Below are 17,089 nucleotides of genomic sequence, written 5' to 3'. Positions count from 1 at the left end.
TCGGCGGGCGCCATAAGATGGCTTTCCATGAGGAGCGACACGTCCATGCATCCCGTTGCCAAGGCCATCTGGTTCATCGAAAGCCATTTCGGCCGCACCATCGCGCTCTCCGAAATCGCCGCGATGGCCGGCATGTCGCGCCATCACCTGTCGCGGCGCTTCGGCGAGATGACCGGCCAGAACCTCAACCGCTATCTGCGCGCCCGCCGCCTTTCCGAGGCGGCCCGCCAGCTTGCCGCGGGTGCCGAGGATATTTTGGCGGTGGCGCTCGATGCCGGCTACGGCTCCCATGAGGCATTCACCCGCGCCTTCCGCGAGGAATTCGGCCTGACGCCGGAAGCCCTGCGCGCGAAGGGCGACCTCACCGGCCTCACGCTTCAGGAGCCCATCCGCATGTCCGCCATCGAAAAGACCGACCTTCCCGCCCCGCGCATCGAAACGCTGGACGCCTTCACCATCACCGGCCTCGCCGCCGATTTCGCGCCCGGCAAGGCCGCCGGCATTCCGGCCCTCTGGCAGAAGTTCAACGACCATTTCGGCCACATACCAAGCCAGGTCGACAAGACCGCCTATGGCCTTTGCACCATGCTGGGGGACGGCAAGGCCGGCTTCCGCTACCTCGCCGGCGCCCGCGTCTCGACGGACGACGACCTGCCGGCGGAGTTCGAGACGGTCACGATACCGGCGCAGACCTGGGCGATCTTCCAGCACCAGGGCCATGTCAACGGCATTCCGGCGACGGTCGACGCCGCTTTCCGCACCTGGCTACCGGCTTCCGGCCGCACGGTGGGCGCGTTCCCGGACGTGCTCGAATTCTACGGCGAGGATTTCGACCCGGAAACCGGGCTCGGACGGGTGGAAATCTGGCTTCCGCTCGCCGATCGGATGACGAATCCGTGAAATCCGCACAGAGCGCGGCCGGCCTGCTTGCCAGCGGTTGAAATCTGCATAAATACGGGAGGCCATTCTCAAAACGTATTCATGGAGAGGAAGACCGGATGGACAGTATTCTTGCACTCATGCAAGACCCGGCCGCCTGGATTGCGCTCATCACGCTGATCGTGATGGAAGTCGTTCTCGGCATCGACAACCTTATCTTCATCTCGATCCTGACGAACAAGCTGCCGCCTGAACACCGCGTTCAGGCGCGGCGCATCGGCATCGGGCTCGCACTGATCATGCGTCTCGGGCTGCTCGGCACCATCGCCTGGATCGTCCAGCTGACCACCCCGGTGTTCGAGGCCTTCGGCCACGGATTCTCGTGGAAGGACATGATCCTGATTGCCGGTGGCCTCTTCCTCGTCTGGAAGGCGACGAAGGAGATTCACCACAATGTCGACCCCGTCGACCACAAGGAAGACATGGTTGGCGGCACGGTCACCTCGTCGTTTTCAGCGGCGATCGGCCAGATCCTGCTGCTCGACCTCGTTTTCTCGGTCGACAGCATCATCACCGCCGTCGGCATGACGCCGCATCTGCCGATCATGGTGGTTGCCGTCGTCGTCGCCGTCGCGGTCATGCTGCTGGCCGCCAACCCGCTCGCCAACTTCATCGAGAAGAACCCGACGATCGTCATGCTGGCGCTCGCCTTCCTCCTGATGATCGGCACGACGCTGATTGCCGAAGGCATGGGCTTCCACGTGCCGAAGGGCTACGTCTACGCCGCCATGACCTTCTCGGCCCTCGTCGAGATCCTGAACATGGTTTCGCGACGCGCGCGCCAGAAGAAACAGGGCACCACCACCCACTGAAGACAAAACCGGCGGGACCAACATCCCGCCGGTTCTTTGTTGAATTGTATCGAAGACGGGACGGACGGGTTGGGAGCTCGTCTGCCGTTTCGTTGGCCACGGGAAGAAACCGGAAAAATCCCCGTGTTCTCCATCCCCGCCGCGTCCGGTTGACACGGCCCGCCTTCTCCTGGAAAAGCGTTTGATCGGCGGCATTGTTCCACTAAAATTGATGAATGGTTTTCGTCGTTTAATGGTGGAACCGAAAAGGCCCTGACCGAATTCATGTCGAGCATCGTCCTGCCGCACGGGCCATTAACAGTATGACAATTGAGCAGACCTTCGCCTTCGTCGTCATCGGCCTGATGATGGCGGCGTTCATTTGGGGGCGGTTTCGTTACGATCTCGTCGCCTGCTGTTCGCTGCTGCTTGCTTTGGCGCTCGGCATCGTGCCCTTCGACAAGGCTTTTTCCGGCTTCAGCGACGATATCGTTATCATCGTCGGCAGCGCGCTGATGGTGAGTGCTGCCGTCGCGCGCTCCGGTATCGTCAATGTCGCGGTCAAGCGCTTCTTTCCGAACCTCACCGAACGGCGCGCCCAGCTTGCGCTGCTCCTCGTCTCGGTCGCGGTGCTGTCGGCCTTCATCAAGAATATCGGCGCGCTCGCCATCATGATGCCGCTCGCCTTCCAGTTCGCTAAGAAATCCCGCACACCGGCCTCGAAGTTCCTGATGCCCATGGCCTTTGCCGCGTTGCTCGGCGGCCTGATGACCCAGATCGGTACTTCGCCGAACATCGTCGTCTCGCGGCTGCGCCAGGAAATCACCGGCGAGAGCTTCACCATGTTCGATTTCACGCCCGTCGGCGCGACGTTGACGGTCTGCGGCGTGCTCTTCATGCTGTTCTTCAACCGCATCGTGCCGGAGCGGGAAAACACCAGCGCCAGCATCGAAGAATCTCTGGAGGCGGCCGCCTATTCCTCCGACGCCACGGTGGAAGAAGGCTCGCCCTCGGTCGGCAAGTCTCTGAATGAAATATTGAAGAACGGTGACGGCGAAGTGATTGCCACCGCCATCATCCGCGGCCATGTCCACCTGGCGCCATTGCCGGACGTTCGGCTCGCCGTCGGCGACACGATCTTGATGGAAGGCACGGCCGGCGCGCTCGACAAGGTGGTTTCCGCCACGGGCCTGACACTCTCCGGCAAGCCGATCCGCGCCGGACGGGGCGAAGAGGGTGAGATCAGCGCCATCGAGGCCGTCGTCGGCAATGACAGCCGCCTCATCGACATTTCGGCGCGCAGCATCGCGCTGTTCCATTCCTACGGTATCAACCTGCTCGCGGTCAGCCGGCAGGGCCAGCGCCTGCGCGAAAAGCTCTCCGAAGTGCGGCTTCGCCCCGGCGACATGATCGTGCTCCAGGGTAACAACCGCACGCTGCCGACACTGCTGCCGGAACTCGGCCTGCTCCCGCTTGCCCAGCGCGAAATCCTGCTCGGCGCACCCCGCCGGGCAATCATCCCAGTGCTGATCCTGATCGCCGCCATGGCCTCGACCGCGCTCGGTCTCGTCCCGGTCGCGACCGGCTTCTTCGCCGCCGCCGTCGCCATGGTGCTGTTCAAGGCCGTGCCGCTGCGCGAGGCCTATACCGCGCTCGACGGGCCGATCCTCGTCATGCTCGCCGCCCTCATCCCCGTTTCCGACAGCCTGCGCACGACCGGGGCCAGCGAACTCATCGCCGGCTGGCTCGGCGATGTCGCCGTGCACCTGCCGCCCTTCGGCGCGCTTGCCCTCATCCTGCTCACCGCCATGGCGGTGACGCCCTTTCTCAACAATGCCGCGACCGTGCTCGTCATGGCGCCGATCGCCGCCAGTTTCGCCGGTGCGCTCGGCTATCGGCCCGAGGCCTTCCTGATGGCGGTGGCGATCGGCGCGGGCTGCGACTTCCTCACCCCCGTTGGCCACCAGTGCAACACGCTGGTCATGGGGCCGGGCGGCTACAAGTTCGCCGATTATCCCCGCGTCGGCCTGCCGCTTTCCTTCCTCATCGTCATCGTCAGCGTGCCGACGCTGCTCGCCGTCTGGCCGCTCAAGTAGGGACGTCGGAGTTTTTCTTGACGCGCCGGGCTGAATATGGTCTCACCCCAGCCCAACGGAAAGCCTCTTCCCGCCGTTTAAAACGGCACAAAACCGGGCTCTCCCTCCCATAAGTCAAGACGGGCCATATCATGAGCACTTCCGGAACCGCCTCCGGCGTTCGCGTACGCATCGCACCCTCCCCGACCGGCGAGCCGCATGTCGGCACTGCCTATATCGCGCTCTTCAATTATCTCTTCGCGAAGAAGCACAACGGCACCTTCATCCTGCGCATCGAGGATACGGACGCCACGCGCTCGACGCCGGAATTCGAGCAGAAGGTGCTGGACGCGCTGAAATGGTGCGGGCTAGAATGGTCGGAAGGCCCGGATATCGGCGGCCCCTATGGCCCCTACCGCCAGTCCGACCGCAAGGACATGTACCGTCCTTACGTCGACAAGATCGTTGCCAACGGCCACGGCTTCAAGTGTTTCTGCACGCCCGAGCGGCTGGCCGAAATGCGCGAGGCGCAGCGCGCCGCCGGCAAGCCGCCGAAATATGACGGCCTCTGCCTGCACATTTCCGCGGAAGAAGTCACGCGCCGCGTCGATGCCGGCGAGCCGCATGTCGTGCGCATGAAGATCCCGACCGAGGGCTCCTGCAAGTTCGTCGACGGCGTCTACGGCCCGGTCGAAATCCCGTGGGATGCCATCGATATGCAGGTCCTGCTCAAGGCCGACGGTATGCCGACCTATCACATGGCGAATGTGGTCGACGACCACCTGATGAAGATCACCCACGTCGCGCGCGGCGAGGAGTGGCTCGCCTCCGTGCCGAAGCACATCCTCATCTATCAATATCTCGGCCTCGAACCGCCGGTCTTCATGCACCTGTCGCTGATGCGCAATCACGACAAGTCGAAGCTGTCCAAGCGCAAGAACCCGACCTCGATCTCCTACTATTCCGCGCTCGGCTACCTGCCGGAAGCGCTGATGAACTTCCTGGGCCTGTTCTTCATCCAGATCGCCGAGGGCGAAGAGCTGCTGACCATGGAGCAGCTTGCCGAAAAATTCGACCCGGAAAACCTCTCCAAGGCCGGCGCGATCTTCGACATCCAGAAGCTCGACTGGCTGAACGGCCGCTGGCTGCGCGAGCAGCTGACGGAAGAGGAATTCACGGCGCGCGTGCTGAACTGGGCGATGGAAAACGACCGCATCCGCCAGGGCCTGAAACTCTCGCAGTCGCGCATCTCCAAGCTCGGCGAACTGCCCGACCTCACCGGCTTCCTGCTGAAGTCGGATCTCGGCCTGACGCCGGACGCCTTCGCCAAGGTGAAATCCACGCCGGAAGAAATCCTGGAAGTGCTGAACCAGGTCCAGCCGGACCTCGAAAAGATGCCGGAATGGACCGTCGAGAGCATCGAGGCGGAACTGCGTGCCAGTGCCGACCTGCTCGGAAAGAAGCTGAAGGTCGTCGTGGCCCCGCTCTTCGTCGCCGTCTCCGGCTCGTCGCGCTCGCTGCCGCTGTTCGACTCGATGGCGATCCTCGGCCGCTCCGTCGTGCGCCAGCGCCTGAAGATTGCGTCTCAGGTCGTCGCCTCGATGGTCGGCAGCGGAAAGTAAGGACAAGAAGAATGAACGAGAAGACAGAAACCACCCTTTCCTCCGATCCGACGGAGGTCCGCCGCCAGAAGCTCGACCAGCTGCGCCAGACCATCGGCGACGTCTATCCGGCGCATTTCCACCGCACGATGACGAATGCCGAGCTTGCGGCAAAGTACGAGACGCTGGAACTTGACACCGAGAGCGGCGACGTCGTGACGGTTGCCGGCCGCGTCTATTCCTCGCGCAATTCCGGCATGTTCATGGATATCCATGACGCCTCCGGCAAGATCCAGATCTTCAGCCACAAGGACACCACGCCGGAAGAGGCGCGCGCCCTGCTGCCGATGATCGACATCGGCGACATCATCGGCGTCACGGGCGTCGTGCGCCGCACCAAGCGCGGCGAGCTGACGATCAACGCACAACAGATCGTCATGCTGACGAAGACCCTGCTGCCGATGCCGGAAAAGTGGCATGGCGTGGCGGATGTCGAAATCCGCTATCGCAAGCGCCACCTCGACATCATGACCAACGAAGAATCGAAGCTGCGTTTCCAGCAGCGTTCGAAGATCGTCTCCGGCATCCGCCGCTTCATGGAAAACGACGGCTTCATGGAAGTCGAGACGCCGATGCTGCATTCCGTCTATGGCGGCGCGACGGCCGAACCCTTCAAGACGCACCACAACACGCTGAAGCTCGACATGTTCCTGCGCATCGCGCCGGAACTGTTCCTGAAGCGCACGCTGGTTTCGGGCCTGACCGACAAGGTGTTCGAGATCAACCGCAACTTCCGCAATGAGGGCGTGTCAACCCGGCACAATCCCGAATTCACGATGATGGAATGCTACTGGGCCTATGCCGATTACGAGGACATCATGGACCTCGTGGAGCGCCTCTTCGCCGAGCTGGCGGTCAAGATCCACGGCTCGACGGAATTCGCCTATGGCGACAAGGAACTCTCCTTCAAGGGCCCGTTCAAGCGCGTGCCGATGCCCGATTCCGTCAAGGAAGCGACCGGCATCGACTTCCTCGCCATCAAGACGGATGAGGAAGCCCGCACCGCCGCCAAGGCAGCCGGTTTTGAAGTCGAGAAGGACTGGACCTGGGGCGAATGCCTGGCCTTCATCTTCGAGGAGAAGGTCGAGCCGACGCTGATCCAGCCGTCGCACGTCACGCATTTCCCGAAGGACATCTCGCCCTTCGCCAAGGAAGTACCGGGCGAACCGCGCCTCGTCGAACGTTTCGAGACCTATTGCAACACCTGGGAACTCGGCAACGCCTTCTCCGAGCTGAACGACCCGGAAGAGCAGCGCGCCCGCATGGTCGAGCAGCTCGAACAGGCGCATGCCCGTGGTGAGAAGTCCAAGCAGCTTGACGACGAGTTCCTCGACGCCATCGACCAGGGCATGCCGCCCGCCGGCGGCCTCGGCATCGGCGTCGACCGCCTAATCATGCTGCTCACCAACGCCCCATCGATCCGCGACGTCATCCTCTTCCCGGCCCGCCGGGCGAAGGCAGACTGAGACTATTCCCTGAGGGCGAGGCCCCCCTCTGCCATGCCGGGCATCTCCCCCTCAAGGGGGGAGATTGGATGGAGCAGCCTTTTGCCCATCTCTGATGCTGCGGAATAATTGAAATTCTTGCTTCTTGCCGATCTCCCCCCTTGAGGGGGAGATGCCCGGCAGGGCAGAGGGGGGGGTGCCACTACGGGCTCCGAGAACCCGGACGTCAGTGTTCGCTCGCGGCGACCTCATGCGAGCCTTCTTCGGCCGCAGCATGCTCGCTACCGCCCTCGCCTTCCGCAGCATGGCCTTCCGCTGGCGCTTCGTGGCCGCCTTCGGCTTTCGCCTCGCCATGGCCACCGCCTTCTTCCGCCACCGCATTCGGATCGACGCAGTCGGCCCGCTCGTCCATCGCCGTGACGATGGTCTTGATCTCGTCCAGCGACAGCTCCTTGCGCTCGCCGTAGAATTCGCCGTTGCCGGCGGGCGTGCCGTCCGTGTAGCGCGCGACGAACGGCGCCGTCATGCCGGGGATTGAAGACGGGTCGCGGGCGAAAAGCACCTCGGCGCCGATGGCGCGGCCGCGCATGTCGGCGCGGTTCACGGGACCTGCCGCATCGAGCAGGATGACCTGGTAGAGATCGGCCTCCTCGTGATTGGACACGGCGCCGGCGACGCGCAGCGCCGTCTTGATGCGAACCGCCCCGTCCTTGGCGTCGGAGCGCACATATTTGCGCAGCCAGTGCTGCCCGTTTCGGTCGAGCCGCACGGTGGTGATGGTCGTGCAGGCGGCGCCGGAAACCTGTTCCGCCGGCGGACCGAGCAGCGCATCGCGCCCGACGAAGATCGCGGCAGCACCCGACGCACCCGTCAGCACGACGACACCGGCGACGATGATCAGAAGCTTCCGCGACAAGCGGAACGAGGTCGGAAGGAGCTTCACGGGCGACAAACTTCTCTTTGAACGCAGAACACGGACGCGCCGAGAGCGCGCGAACTCCGTGCACTCTACCCACGGGGCGTTTCGGAAGTTTAAACGCGATGCGTGCGATTTCGGCACGTTTTTGCGAATGATTTGCAATTGCGTTGACAGGCGCCAAAAGCGCCCTATAGTTTAATGCAACTCATTCGCAAAAGCAGATCAGGAGAGCCTATGCTCCGCCGTTCGTTTCATGCCCTTCTTCTCAGCCTGCCGCTTCTCTCAGCCGCACCCGCCATCGCCCAGGAAAAGCCGAAGGTCGTGACGACCTTCACCATCATCGCCGACATCGCCTCGAACGTGGCAGGCGACGCCGCCGTGGTGGAATCGATCACCAAGCCGGGCGCGGAAATCCACAACTACCAGCCGACGCCGCGCGATATCCTCAAGGCGCAGGATGCCAAGCTTGTGCTGTGGAACGGCCTCAACCTCGAGCTCTGGTTCCAGAAATTCCTCGCCAATCTCGGCGACGTGCCGAACGTCACCGTCAGCGAGGGCATCGAGCCGATGAGCATCGTGGAAGGCCCCTATGAGGGCAAGCCGAACCCGCATGCCTGGATGTCGCCCACCAATGCGCTGATCTATGTCGAGAACATCCGCAAGGCGCTGGTCGCCCTCGACCCCGCCAATGCCGCGACCTACGACGCCAATGCCAAGGCCTATAGCGAGAAGATCAGCGCGCTCGGCGAGGAGATGAAGGCGAAGATCGATGCGCTGCCGGAAGACAAGCGCTGGCTCGTCACCAGCGAAGGCGCCTTCAGCTACCTCACCCGCGATTTCGGCCTCAAGGAACTCTTCCTCTGGCCGATCAATGCCGACCAGCAGGGCACGCCGAAACAGGTGAAGGCGGTGATCGACGCGATGCGCGAGCACGATATCCACGTCATCTTCTCCGAAAGCACCGTTTCGGCCGACCCGGCAAAACAGGTCGCGGCCGAAACGGGCGCCACCTATGGCGGCGTCCTCTATGTCGACTCGCTGAGCGAGGCTGACGGCCCCGTGCCCACCTATCTCGACCTGCTGCGCGTGACCTCCGAGACCATCGTGGAAGGTCTTTCGCAATGATGATGGGCAGCAAGCCGAAGAAGGTGGACGGCATCGTCGCGGAAGACGTGACCGTCACCTATCGCAACGGCATGACGGCGCTGCGTCATGCCAGCTTCTCCGTGCCGAAGGGCACGATCACGGCCCTCGTCGGCGTCAACGGCGCGGGAAAATCCACGCTCTTCAAGGCGATCATGGGCTTCGTGCCGGTCGCCGCCGGCAAGGTGACGATCCTCGGCCTTTCCGTGAAGGAAGCGCTTAAGAAGAACCTCGTCGCCTATGTGCCGCAGGCGGAAGAAGTCGACTGGACCTTCCCGGTGCTGGTCGAGGATGTGGTGATGATGGGCCGCTACGGCCACATGAACTGGCTGCGCATCCCCACCAAACACGATCACGACCTGGTCGACGAGGCCTTGGCGCGCGTCAACATGGCCGCCTTCCGCAAGCGCCAGATCGGCGAACTCTCCGGCGGGCAGCGGAAGCGCGTCTTCCTTGCCCGGGCCCTGGCGCAGGAGGGCCAGGTGATCCTGCTCGACGAACCCTTCACCGGCGTCGACGTCAATACGGAAGAACAGATCGTCGAGCTGCTCGGCAAGCTGCGCGATGAGGGTCGCGTCATGCTGGTCTCCACGCACAATCTCGGCAGCGTGCCGGATTTCTGCGACCGCACCGTCTTCGTCAAGGGCACAGTCATCGCCTCCGGCCCGACGAAGGAAACCTTCACGGAAGCCAACCTGGAGCGCGCCTTCGGCGGCGTGCTGCGCCACTTCATCCTGGGCGGCCATGACCTGCACGACGACGAGGACAAGCGCACGGTCAAGGTCATCACCGATGACGAGCGCCCCTTCGTCATCTATGGCGAGCGCGACACGGAGAAGACGCCGTGATCGACACCCTGCTCGAACCCTTCGGCTACGGCTACATGGTCAATGCCATGTGGGTCAGCGCGCTGGTCGGCTGCATCTGCGGCTTCCTCTCCGCCTATCTGATGCTGAAGGGCTGGTCGCTGATCGGCGATGCGCTTTCGCACTCGATCGTGCCCGGCGTTGCCGGCGCCTATATGCTGGGCCTGCCCTTCGCGGCCGGTGCCTTCCTGTCCGGCGGGCTCGCCGCCGCCGCTATGCTCTTCCTCAACCGCAAGACCAAGCTGAAGGAGGACGCGATCATCGGCATGATCTTCTCCTCCTTCTTCGGCCTCGGCCTGTTCATGGTCTCGCTGTCGCCGACGCCGGTGAACATCCAGACCATCGTTCTCGGCAATATCCTCGCCGTCAGCCCCGAGGATACGATCCAGCTCGCCATCATAGGCGCCGTCACGCTGCTCATCCTGCTCTTGAAGTGGAAGGACCTGATGGTCACCTTCTTCGACGAGAGCCACGCCCGCTCGATCGGCCTCAACCCGACGGGCCTGAAAATCCTGTTCTTCACCCTGCTCAGCGCCTCCACGGTCGCCGCCATGCAGACGGTCGGAGCCTTCCTCGTCATCGCCATGGTGGTGACGCCCGGCGCCACCGCCTATCTGCTGACCGATCGCTTCCAGCGCCTCATCGTCATAGCAGCCGCCCTTGGCGCCGGCACCAGCTTCGTCGGCGCCTACATCTCCTACTTCCTCGATGGCGCGACGGGCGGCATCATCGTCGTGTTGCAGACGGTGATCTTCCTGCTTGCCTTCCTCTTCGCCCCCAAACACGGCCTCCTCGCCGCGCGCCGCAAGGGCCGGCTGGCGCTTGAACCCGCAGAAGGCGCCCAGCTATGAACGAGACGCTCGAACTCGCGATCATGCCCTTCCAGCTCGCCTTCATGCAGAACGCCTTCCTGGTGACGCTGATGATCGCCGTGCCGATGGCGCTGCTGTCCTGCTACCTCGTGCTGAAGGGCTGGTCGCTGATGGGCGACGCGGTCTCCCATGCCGTGCTGCCGGGCGTGGTCATCGCCTATGTCGTCGGCCTGCCCTTTGCGGCCGGCGCCTTCGTCGCCGGCCTATTCTGCGCGCTCGCTGCCGGTTACCTCAAGGACAACAGCCGGGTAAAGGAAGACACCATCCTCGGCATCGTCTTCTCCGGCATGTTCGCGCTCGGCCTGGTGCTCTACGTCAAGATCCAGCCGGATATCCACCTCGACCATATCCTGTTCGGCGACATGCTCGGCATCGCCGTGTCCGATCTCGTCGAGACGGCAGCGATCGCCGCCGCATCCACGGCCTTCATCCTGCTCTTCCGCAAGGACCTGCTGGTGCATGCCTTCGACCGGCAGCACGCCTCCGCCATCGGCCTTCCCGTCAACCTGCTGCATTACGGCCTGCTCGCCGTGCTGTCGCTCGTCGTCGTCGGCGCGCTGAAGGCGGTCGGCATCATCCTGGCCATCGCCATGCTGGTGGCACCGGGCGCCATCGCCGCGCTCGTCACCCGCCGCTTCCCGAGCATGCTGATGGTCGCGGTCAGCGTTGCGCTTGGCGCCACCTTCTTCGGCATCTGGCTGAGCTTCATCATCGACAGCGCGCCGGCCCCGACCATCGTGCTTTTGATGACCATCCTCTTCGTCTTCGCCTTCCTCTGGAACGTGCTGCAAAGCCGCAAGCCCGCGCAGGAGGCCTGATCCGGCGCGGGCGGCGGGTCTGTCGACAGACGTCCGGTTTACGTCTATCGTCCCGCGCGATCGACAGGCGGTGCTTCGCGGCCGGTCGCAACGAAAGATAGAACAAGCACGGGACGGCATGGCGCATATCGGTATCGTCGGCAGCGGCCTCATGGGCTGCGCCACAGCGCTCAATCTGCTGGAACAGGGCCACAGCGTCACCATCCTGGAGCGGGACGCCGGCGGCCTGCCGGCTTCCGTCGGCAATGCGGGCATCCTGGCCGTACCGGAAATCGATCCGCTCGCCCGGCCCGGCATGCTGCTGTCTGTGCCGAAATGGCTGCTCGACCCGCAGGGGCCGCTCACCGTGCGCTGGCAGGACCTGCCGGCACTCGCCCCCTGGCTCATCCGCTTCCTGCTTTCGGCAAGCGCGGACAAGGTCGCCGCCAGCCGCGCCGCCATGCTGTCCCTCATGAAGACCGCGGAGGCCGATCATGTCCGCCTCGGCACCCTGGCCGACATCAGCGGCCATCTGCGCGACACCGGCGCGCTCACCGTCTTCGACAGCACGGCTGCCCGCGACAAGACCTTCGCCCATGAGGCGGAAAATGCCCGGCTGATCGGCTGCAATGTCGAGAAGCTGACGACTGAAGAGGCTCGCCGCCGCGTGCCGGCCTTGCAGGGCGCCTTCGCGGGCGCAATCTTCAGCGACGGCTACAAGACCTTCGACTATCCGCTGACCTTCCTACGCCGCCTCCAGGCGGTGCTGCGCGAGCGGGCGACGCTGCTCGATGCCACCGTGTCTTCGGTTGCGCGCGCGGAAAATGGCGTCATCGTGCGCACGGAAGGCGGACGGGAATTCACCTTCGATCGCCTCGCCATCACCGCCGGCGTCTGGTCGCGCCGCTTCGTCGCCGATCTCGGCCTGACGGTGCTGCTCGAAACCGAGCGCGGCTACAACACCACCTTCATGAACCCTTCGACCACGCTGGAAATGCCGGTCTTCTTCTCCGAGCACGGCTTCGTCGCCACCCCCTTCGAGAATGCGCTGCGCATCGGCGGCGCGGTGGAGCTCGCCTCGCCGGAAGCCCCCGCCAACTACAAGCGCGCCGCCGCCATGCGCAAGAAAATGCGCCGCTACGTGCCGGATCTCCAGGAAGAGGGCGGCACGGAGTGGATGGGCCGCCGTCCCTCGACGCCGGACACGCTGCCTGTCATCAGCCTGCATCCCGGCGACCCGCGCATCGCCTTTGCCTTCGGCCACGGCCATCTCGGCCTGACGCTGTCGGCAACGACCGGCCGCCATGTCGCACGGCTGTTGGCGGGCGAAGGCGACGCGGCGCTCGCCCCCTTCTCCATCGCCCGTTTCCAGTAAGCGCGCGATCTCCATAACAACAACAAACAAGAGACCGACCATGCATAAGGTTATTTTCGATACGGATCCCGGCGTCGACGACGCGATGGCGTTGCTGTTCCTGCACAATCACCCGGAGATCGACCTGATCGGCATTACCACCGTCTTCGGCAATGCCTCGATCGAGACGACGACGCGCAACGCGCTGTTCCTGAAGCGCGAATGGGGTATCGCGGCGCCGGTCGCCAAGGGTGACGGCAAGACCTACAACCCGATGCGCAACCCGATCGACTGGCCAGTGATGATCCACGGCCATGACGGGCTCGGCAATATCGACGTGCCGGAAACGATAGACCTGCCGCTCGACCCGCGTTCGGCGTCCCGCTTCATCATCGAGACCGTGCGGGCAAATCCCGGCGAGGTGACGCTGATCGCCGTCGGCCGCATGTCGAACCTCGCCTATGCGCTAAAGGAAGACCCGGCGATTGCAGGCCTCGTCAAAGAGGTCATCATCATGGGCGGCGCCTTCGATGTGCCCGGCAACATCACGCCCGCCGCCGAGGCCAACATCCATGGCGACCCGGAAGCCGCCGATGCGGTGATGATGGCGCCGTGGAAGGTGGTCGTCGTCGGCCTCGACGTGACGATGAAGACGGTGATGACGCGCAAGCGCCTCGCCGAACTGACCGCGCAGAACGGCAAGCACCTGAAGCTGCTCTCCGACATCTCGCAGTTCTACATCGATTTCTACGGCCAGCATGTGAAGGATGAGGGCATGGTGGTGCATGACAGCTGCGCCTGCATCTATCTCTTGGCCCCCGACCTCTTCACCACCCGCTCGGGCGCGATCCGCGTCGTCGCCGGCGGCATCGCCGATGGCCAGACGATCCAGAAGCCAGACAGCCGCAGCTTCCCGCCCGGCAACTGGGACGACCTGCCAAGCCAGCACGCCTGCATCGGCATCGATGCGGAAAAGGTGATGGCGCTGCTCGACGAAACGCTCGTTCGCTAAGAAGCCCGCCGGCCGGTGCCCGTCACCGGCCGGCGTATTCCTCCCACCATTTGAGGACGCGCAAGGCCCGAAGCGTGACCCAGCGCGAGGGTTCTCCCACCGCCTCCATCTCGAACCAGACCGGCCCCTTGAGCTGCCAGTCGAGCGGCCAGGTGCCGTCCTGCGATTGGCGAGCGCGCAGATGGTCTATCGCTTCGCCGAGGCGGGGATCGGGCGCCGCGCCGGTCGCAAGAGAGGCAGCACGAAAATATTCGAGGCCGCGCAAGACATCGTAGCGCCAGCGGTTCGGGTGCAGGAATTTCAGGTAGCGCTCATCGGCCGGCGCGCCGGTGCTCAGGCGGCGAAACAGGCCGCGTTCCAGCAGATATTCCTCACCCGCCGCTCGTGCCGCGCGTGTTTCAGCCGTGGCGCCCACCGCCTGCTCATAAGCCAGAAGACCTTCCAGCACATTGATCGTCGAGTGATAGGACGAGCGGTGCGAGCCGTTGCAACGCTCGCAGTTCCAGCCGCCATCGGCCTGCCGTTCGCCGAGCAGGCGCTTGACGATCGGCGAAACATCGACGCCGAAATAGGTCCCGGCGATCACCGTGCGCCCGTTGATGCATTCCTCCACCTCGCCGTCCCAGTACGGCTGGCCATCATGATCCCAGCGGGAATTCCGGCCGATGAGGTCCACCGTACGCCGCGCGCGGTCTGAGGCGGGGTCGAGACCGAAATCGTAGAGCTGCTGGAGCGAAAAACAGGTGGCGGTCCAGGCCTGGCCGAGCTCGCGCCAATTCTCTTCCGTATAATCCGCCGGCATGAAGGCGCCGCCGGCCCATTGCCCGTCCGCATCCTGATGGGAGAGAAGTTCCGCGCCCCAGCCCTCGGTTTCCACCTTGGCGCGCTCGGCCTGCCACGCCGCTTCCGGCGCATCCAGGAGATCGCGCAGCACCTGCCAGCGGATCGCGGGATCCGAAGCGAGAAGCCAGTCGATGACCGAGCCGGAGGGAGCCATGGGGCAAAGTCTAGCAGCCCCGCATGTCAATTTCTATTCCGGTGTCGCGGGAAGCTGCCAATCGATCGGCTTGCGGCCGTGTTCTTCGAGGAACGCATTCGCCTGCGAAAACGGCCTAGAGCCCAGAAACCCGTTATGCGCCGAGAGCGGCGACGGATGGGCGGAGCGCAGCACGAGATGGCGGCTGCGATCGACGAAGGCCGCCTTCTTCTGGGCATAGGAGCCCCAGAGAATGAAGACGACGGGCTTTTCCTGCTCATTGACGGCGCGGATGACGGCATCGGTAAACCGCTCCCAGCCGCGGCCCTGATGCGAGGCCGCGCGGCCCATCTCCACCGTCAGGACACTGTTGAGCAACAGCACGCCCTGCTTGGCCCAATGCGCCAGAAAGCCATGGCGCACCGGCGCAATGCCAAGGTCCGTCTGCATCTCCTTGTAGATATTGACCAGCGACGGCGGGATGCGCACACCCGGCTGCACGGAGAAACACAGGCCATGCGCCTGCCCCTCCCCGTGATAGGGGTCCTGCCCGAGGATGACGACGCGCACCTCATCGAGCGGCGTCAGGTCGAGCGCGCGAAAATACTCGGCACCCTTCGGGAAGATGCGCCGCCCCTCCTGCTTCTGCTCCAGCAGGAATTTCTTGAGGTCGGCCATGTAGGGGCTGGAGAATTCCGCCGAAAGCGGCGCCTTCCAGCTCTCGCCGATCTTCACATCCGTCATCGTCCGCTCCCGTCCAGCACTTGCGAAAGGAAGCGGAGTTTAACGCCGGATGGCCGGGAGCACCGGCCAAAGGGCCGGTCATCCACAGCTAATCTCAGGCGACGCCCAGCACCGTCATCAGGCTTTTCATGCGCGCGGCCGCCAGTTCCGGCTTGTCGAGCACATTCGCCTGGTCGGCAAGGCGGAAGACGTCTGCATAATGCGTGACACCGCGAGCGGACTGCATGCCGGCCGGCATGGTGAAATGGTCCTGGTGACCGTTCAGCCAGGCAAGGAACACGACGCCCGCCTTGTAATATTGCGTCGGCGCCTCGAAAATCTTGCGTGACAGCGGCACCGTCGGCTCGATGACGGCGCGGAACGTCTCGACATCGCCGGCGGCAAGCGAAGCGAGCGCCTTGGAGGCCTGCGGCGCCACCGCATCGAAAATGCCGAGCAGCGCATGGCTGTATTTGCGGCCATCGCCCTCGATCAGTTCGGCATAGTTGAAATCGTCCCCGGTAAAGCACAGCACGCCCTCCGGCAGCCGGTCGCGCAGCGCGACTTCCTTGGCGTTTTCGAGCAGCGAAATCTTGATGCCTTCGACCTTGTCGCGGTTCTCCTCGATGATCGAGAGCACCGCATCAAGCGCCGGCTCGAAAGCCTCAGAACCCCAATAACCCTTCAACTGCGGATCGAACATGTCGCCGAGCCAGTGCAGCACGACCTTGTCCTTCGCCTGGCCGAGGATATGGCCGTAGACCTTGCGGTAATCGTCCGGCGACTTGGCAAGGCGGGCAAGCGCGCGGCTCGCCATCATGATCGCCCGGCCGCCATGTTTTTCGACGAAGCCGACCTGCTCCTCGTAGGCCCGGATCACATCGTCCAGCGAGCGGGCATCGGCCGGGTTGAGATGGTCCGTGCCGGCACCGCAGGCGAGATCGGCGCCGGGCACCGTGCGCGCCTCGGCGAGCGAACGGCTGATCAGCTCCTGCGCGCCCGCCCAATCGAGCCCCATGCCGCGCTGCGCCGTATCCATCGCCTCGGCGATGCGGAAGCCGAGCGACCAGAGATGATGCCGGAAGGCCAGCGTCGCGTCCCAGTCCACCGCCGGCGCCTCCCACGGCCGTGTGTCGCGACGCGGGTCCGAGACCACATGGGCCGCCGCATAGGCGATACGGTTGAAGCGCGGCACCGCGGACGGCCGGGCAAGCGGCGTGCCGACGAGATCGTAACGGGCAAGGCCACCGTCCGTCTGCGGCAGGGTAAGGCTGATCGACATGAAATCCTCCCGAGGGTTTTCCAGGGCAATAATTTAGATCGTTCCAAATTTCAAGTTGATTTTTGAAAACACGCTACCCCGACCGGCATGCGCGCAGCAACCGAAGTTATGCGGGAAGCCACCGCCCCAACCCTCCGTCGTCATCCTCGGCCTTGAGTCACAAAAACCTCTTGACAAATTTGGAACGATCCAATTACTTGACATCAACAAGCAGGCGAAAGACGCCGCGCATTG

At 64.0% G+C, this 17,089-nt stretch carries 15 protein-coding genes; 11 read left to right on the top strand and 4 right to left on the bottom strand.

The annotated features are described in order from the left end of the window. Positions 1-27 precede the first annotated feature (27 nt). The 5 genes from AC1Q6Z_RS01305 to lysS all read left to right on the top strand — a co-directional run bounded on the left by AC1Q6Z_RS01305 (position 28) and on the right by lysS (position 6,932). Positions 28-900 carry an AraC family transcriptional regulator gene (locus AC1Q6Z_RS01305; protein ID WP_492646485.1) on the top strand — a complete coding sequence of 291 codons (873 nt, stop codon included), beginning with the start codon at positions 28-30 and terminating at the stop codon, positions 898-900. A gap of 98 nt (positions 901-998) precedes the next feature. Beyond that, positions 999-1,751 (top strand): TerC family protein, encoded by a 753-nt coding sequence (locus tag AC1Q6Z_RS01300; RefSeq protein WP_256119840.1) that lies wholly within the window; start codon positions 999-1,001, stop codon positions 1,749-1,751. Positions 1,752-2,053: 302 nt separating this feature from the next. Beyond that, positions 2,054-3,826, top strand: a complete 1,773-nt coding sequence (locus AC1Q6Z_RS01295) for an SLC13 family permease (RefSeq protein ID WP_492646484.1) — start codon at positions 2,054-2,056, stop codon at positions 3,824-3,826. 131 nt (positions 3,827-3,957) lie between these two features. After that, entirely contained in the window at positions 3,958-5,427 is a 1,470-nt protein-coding gene (gltX, locus tag AC1Q6Z_RS01290) for a glutamate--tRNA ligase (RefSeq protein WP_492646483.1), read from the top strand. Between the two features lie 11 nt (positions 5,428-5,438). Continuing rightward, positions 5,439-6,932: a lysine--tRNA ligase gene (gene lysS, locus AC1Q6Z_RS01285; protein WP_492646482.1), complete on the top strand. Its 1,494-nt coding sequence runs from the start codon at positions 5,439-5,441 to the stop codon at positions 6,930-6,932. Positions 6,933-7,137: 205 nt separating this feature from the next. On the opposite strand, the gene AC1Q6Z_RS01280 is transcribed toward lysS, so the two are convergent. Further along, on the bottom strand, positions 7,138-7,854 hold the full coding sequence (locus AC1Q6Z_RS01280) for a hypothetical protein (protein WP_492646481.1): 717 nt from the start codon (positions 7,852-7,854) through the stop codon (positions 7,138-7,140). A 210-nt stretch (positions 7,855-8,064) separates the two neighbouring features. Between AC1Q6Z_RS01280 and AC1Q6Z_RS01275 the strand changes: the two genes are divergently transcribed. From AC1Q6Z_RS01275 to AC1Q6Z_RS01250, 6 genes are all read left to right on the top strand, one after another. After that, positions 8,065-8,955: a metal ABC transporter substrate-binding protein gene (locus AC1Q6Z_RS01275; RefSeq protein WP_492646480.1), complete on the top strand. Its 891-nt coding sequence runs from the start codon at positions 8,065-8,067 to the stop codon at positions 8,953-8,955. Beyond that, positions 8,952-9,821, top strand: a complete 870-nt coding sequence (locus AC1Q6Z_RS01270) for a manganese/iron ABC transporter ATP-binding protein (protein ID WP_492646479.1) — start codon at positions 8,952-8,954, stop codon at positions 9,819-9,821. The genes AC1Q6Z_RS01275 and AC1Q6Z_RS01270 overlap by 4 nt, the downstream gene beginning before the upstream one ends. Continuing rightward, positions 9,818-10,690: a metal ABC transporter permease gene (locus AC1Q6Z_RS01265; RefSeq protein WP_492646478.1), complete on the top strand. Its 873-nt coding sequence runs from the start codon at positions 9,818-9,820 to the stop codon at positions 10,688-10,690. Before AC1Q6Z_RS01270 ends, AC1Q6Z_RS01265 begins: the two co-directional genes overlap by 4 nt. Further along, positions 10,687-11,529: a metal ABC transporter permease gene (locus AC1Q6Z_RS01260; protein ID WP_435266362.1), complete on the top strand. Its 843-nt coding sequence runs from the start codon at positions 10,687-10,689 to the stop codon at positions 11,527-11,529. The genes AC1Q6Z_RS01265 and AC1Q6Z_RS01260 overlap by 4 nt, the downstream gene beginning before the upstream one ends. A 118-nt stretch (positions 11,530-11,647) precedes the next feature. Next, positions 11,648-12,883 carry an NAD(P)/FAD-dependent oxidoreductase gene (locus tag AC1Q6Z_RS01255; RefSeq protein ID WP_492646477.1) on the top strand — a complete coding sequence of 412 codons (1,236 nt, stop codon included), beginning with the start codon at positions 11,648-11,650 and terminating at the stop codon, positions 12,881-12,883. 40 nt (positions 12,884-12,923) lie between these two features. Then, positions 12,924-13,874 (top strand): nucleoside hydrolase, encoded by a 951-nt coding sequence (locus AC1Q6Z_RS01250; protein WP_492646476.1) that lies wholly within the window; start codon positions 12,924-12,926, stop codon positions 13,872-13,874. 22 nt (positions 13,875-13,896) lie between these two features. On the opposite strand, the gene AC1Q6Z_RS01245 is transcribed toward AC1Q6Z_RS01250, so the two are convergent. The 3 genes from AC1Q6Z_RS01245 to AC1Q6Z_RS01235 form a co-directional block, all read right to left on the bottom strand. Then, positions 13,897-14,871: a squalene cyclase gene (locus AC1Q6Z_RS01245; RefSeq protein ID WP_492646475.1), complete on the bottom strand. Its 975-nt coding sequence runs from the start codon at positions 14,869-14,871 to the stop codon at positions 13,897-13,899. 33 nt (positions 14,872-14,904) lie between these two features. Continuing rightward, positions 14,905-15,594 carry a uracil-DNA glycosylase gene (gene ung / locus AC1Q6Z_RS01240; protein ID WP_492646474.1) on the bottom strand — a complete coding sequence of 230 codons (690 nt, stop codon included), beginning with the start codon at positions 15,592-15,594 and terminating at the stop codon, positions 14,905-14,907. A 94-nt stretch (positions 15,595-15,688) separates the two neighbouring features. Beyond that, positions 15,689-16,855, bottom strand: coding sequence for a dihydrodipicolinate synthase family protein (locus AC1Q6Z_RS01235; protein ID WP_492646473.1), 1,167 nt, complete (start codon positions 16,853-16,855; stop codon positions 15,689-15,691). Between the last annotated feature and the right edge of the window lie 234 nt (positions 16,856-17,089).

The sequence above is a fragment of the Shinella sp. GW835-FHT14H05 genome (assembly GCF_058793575.1).
This window is presented reverse-complemented; position numbering and strand designations above follow the sequence as displayed.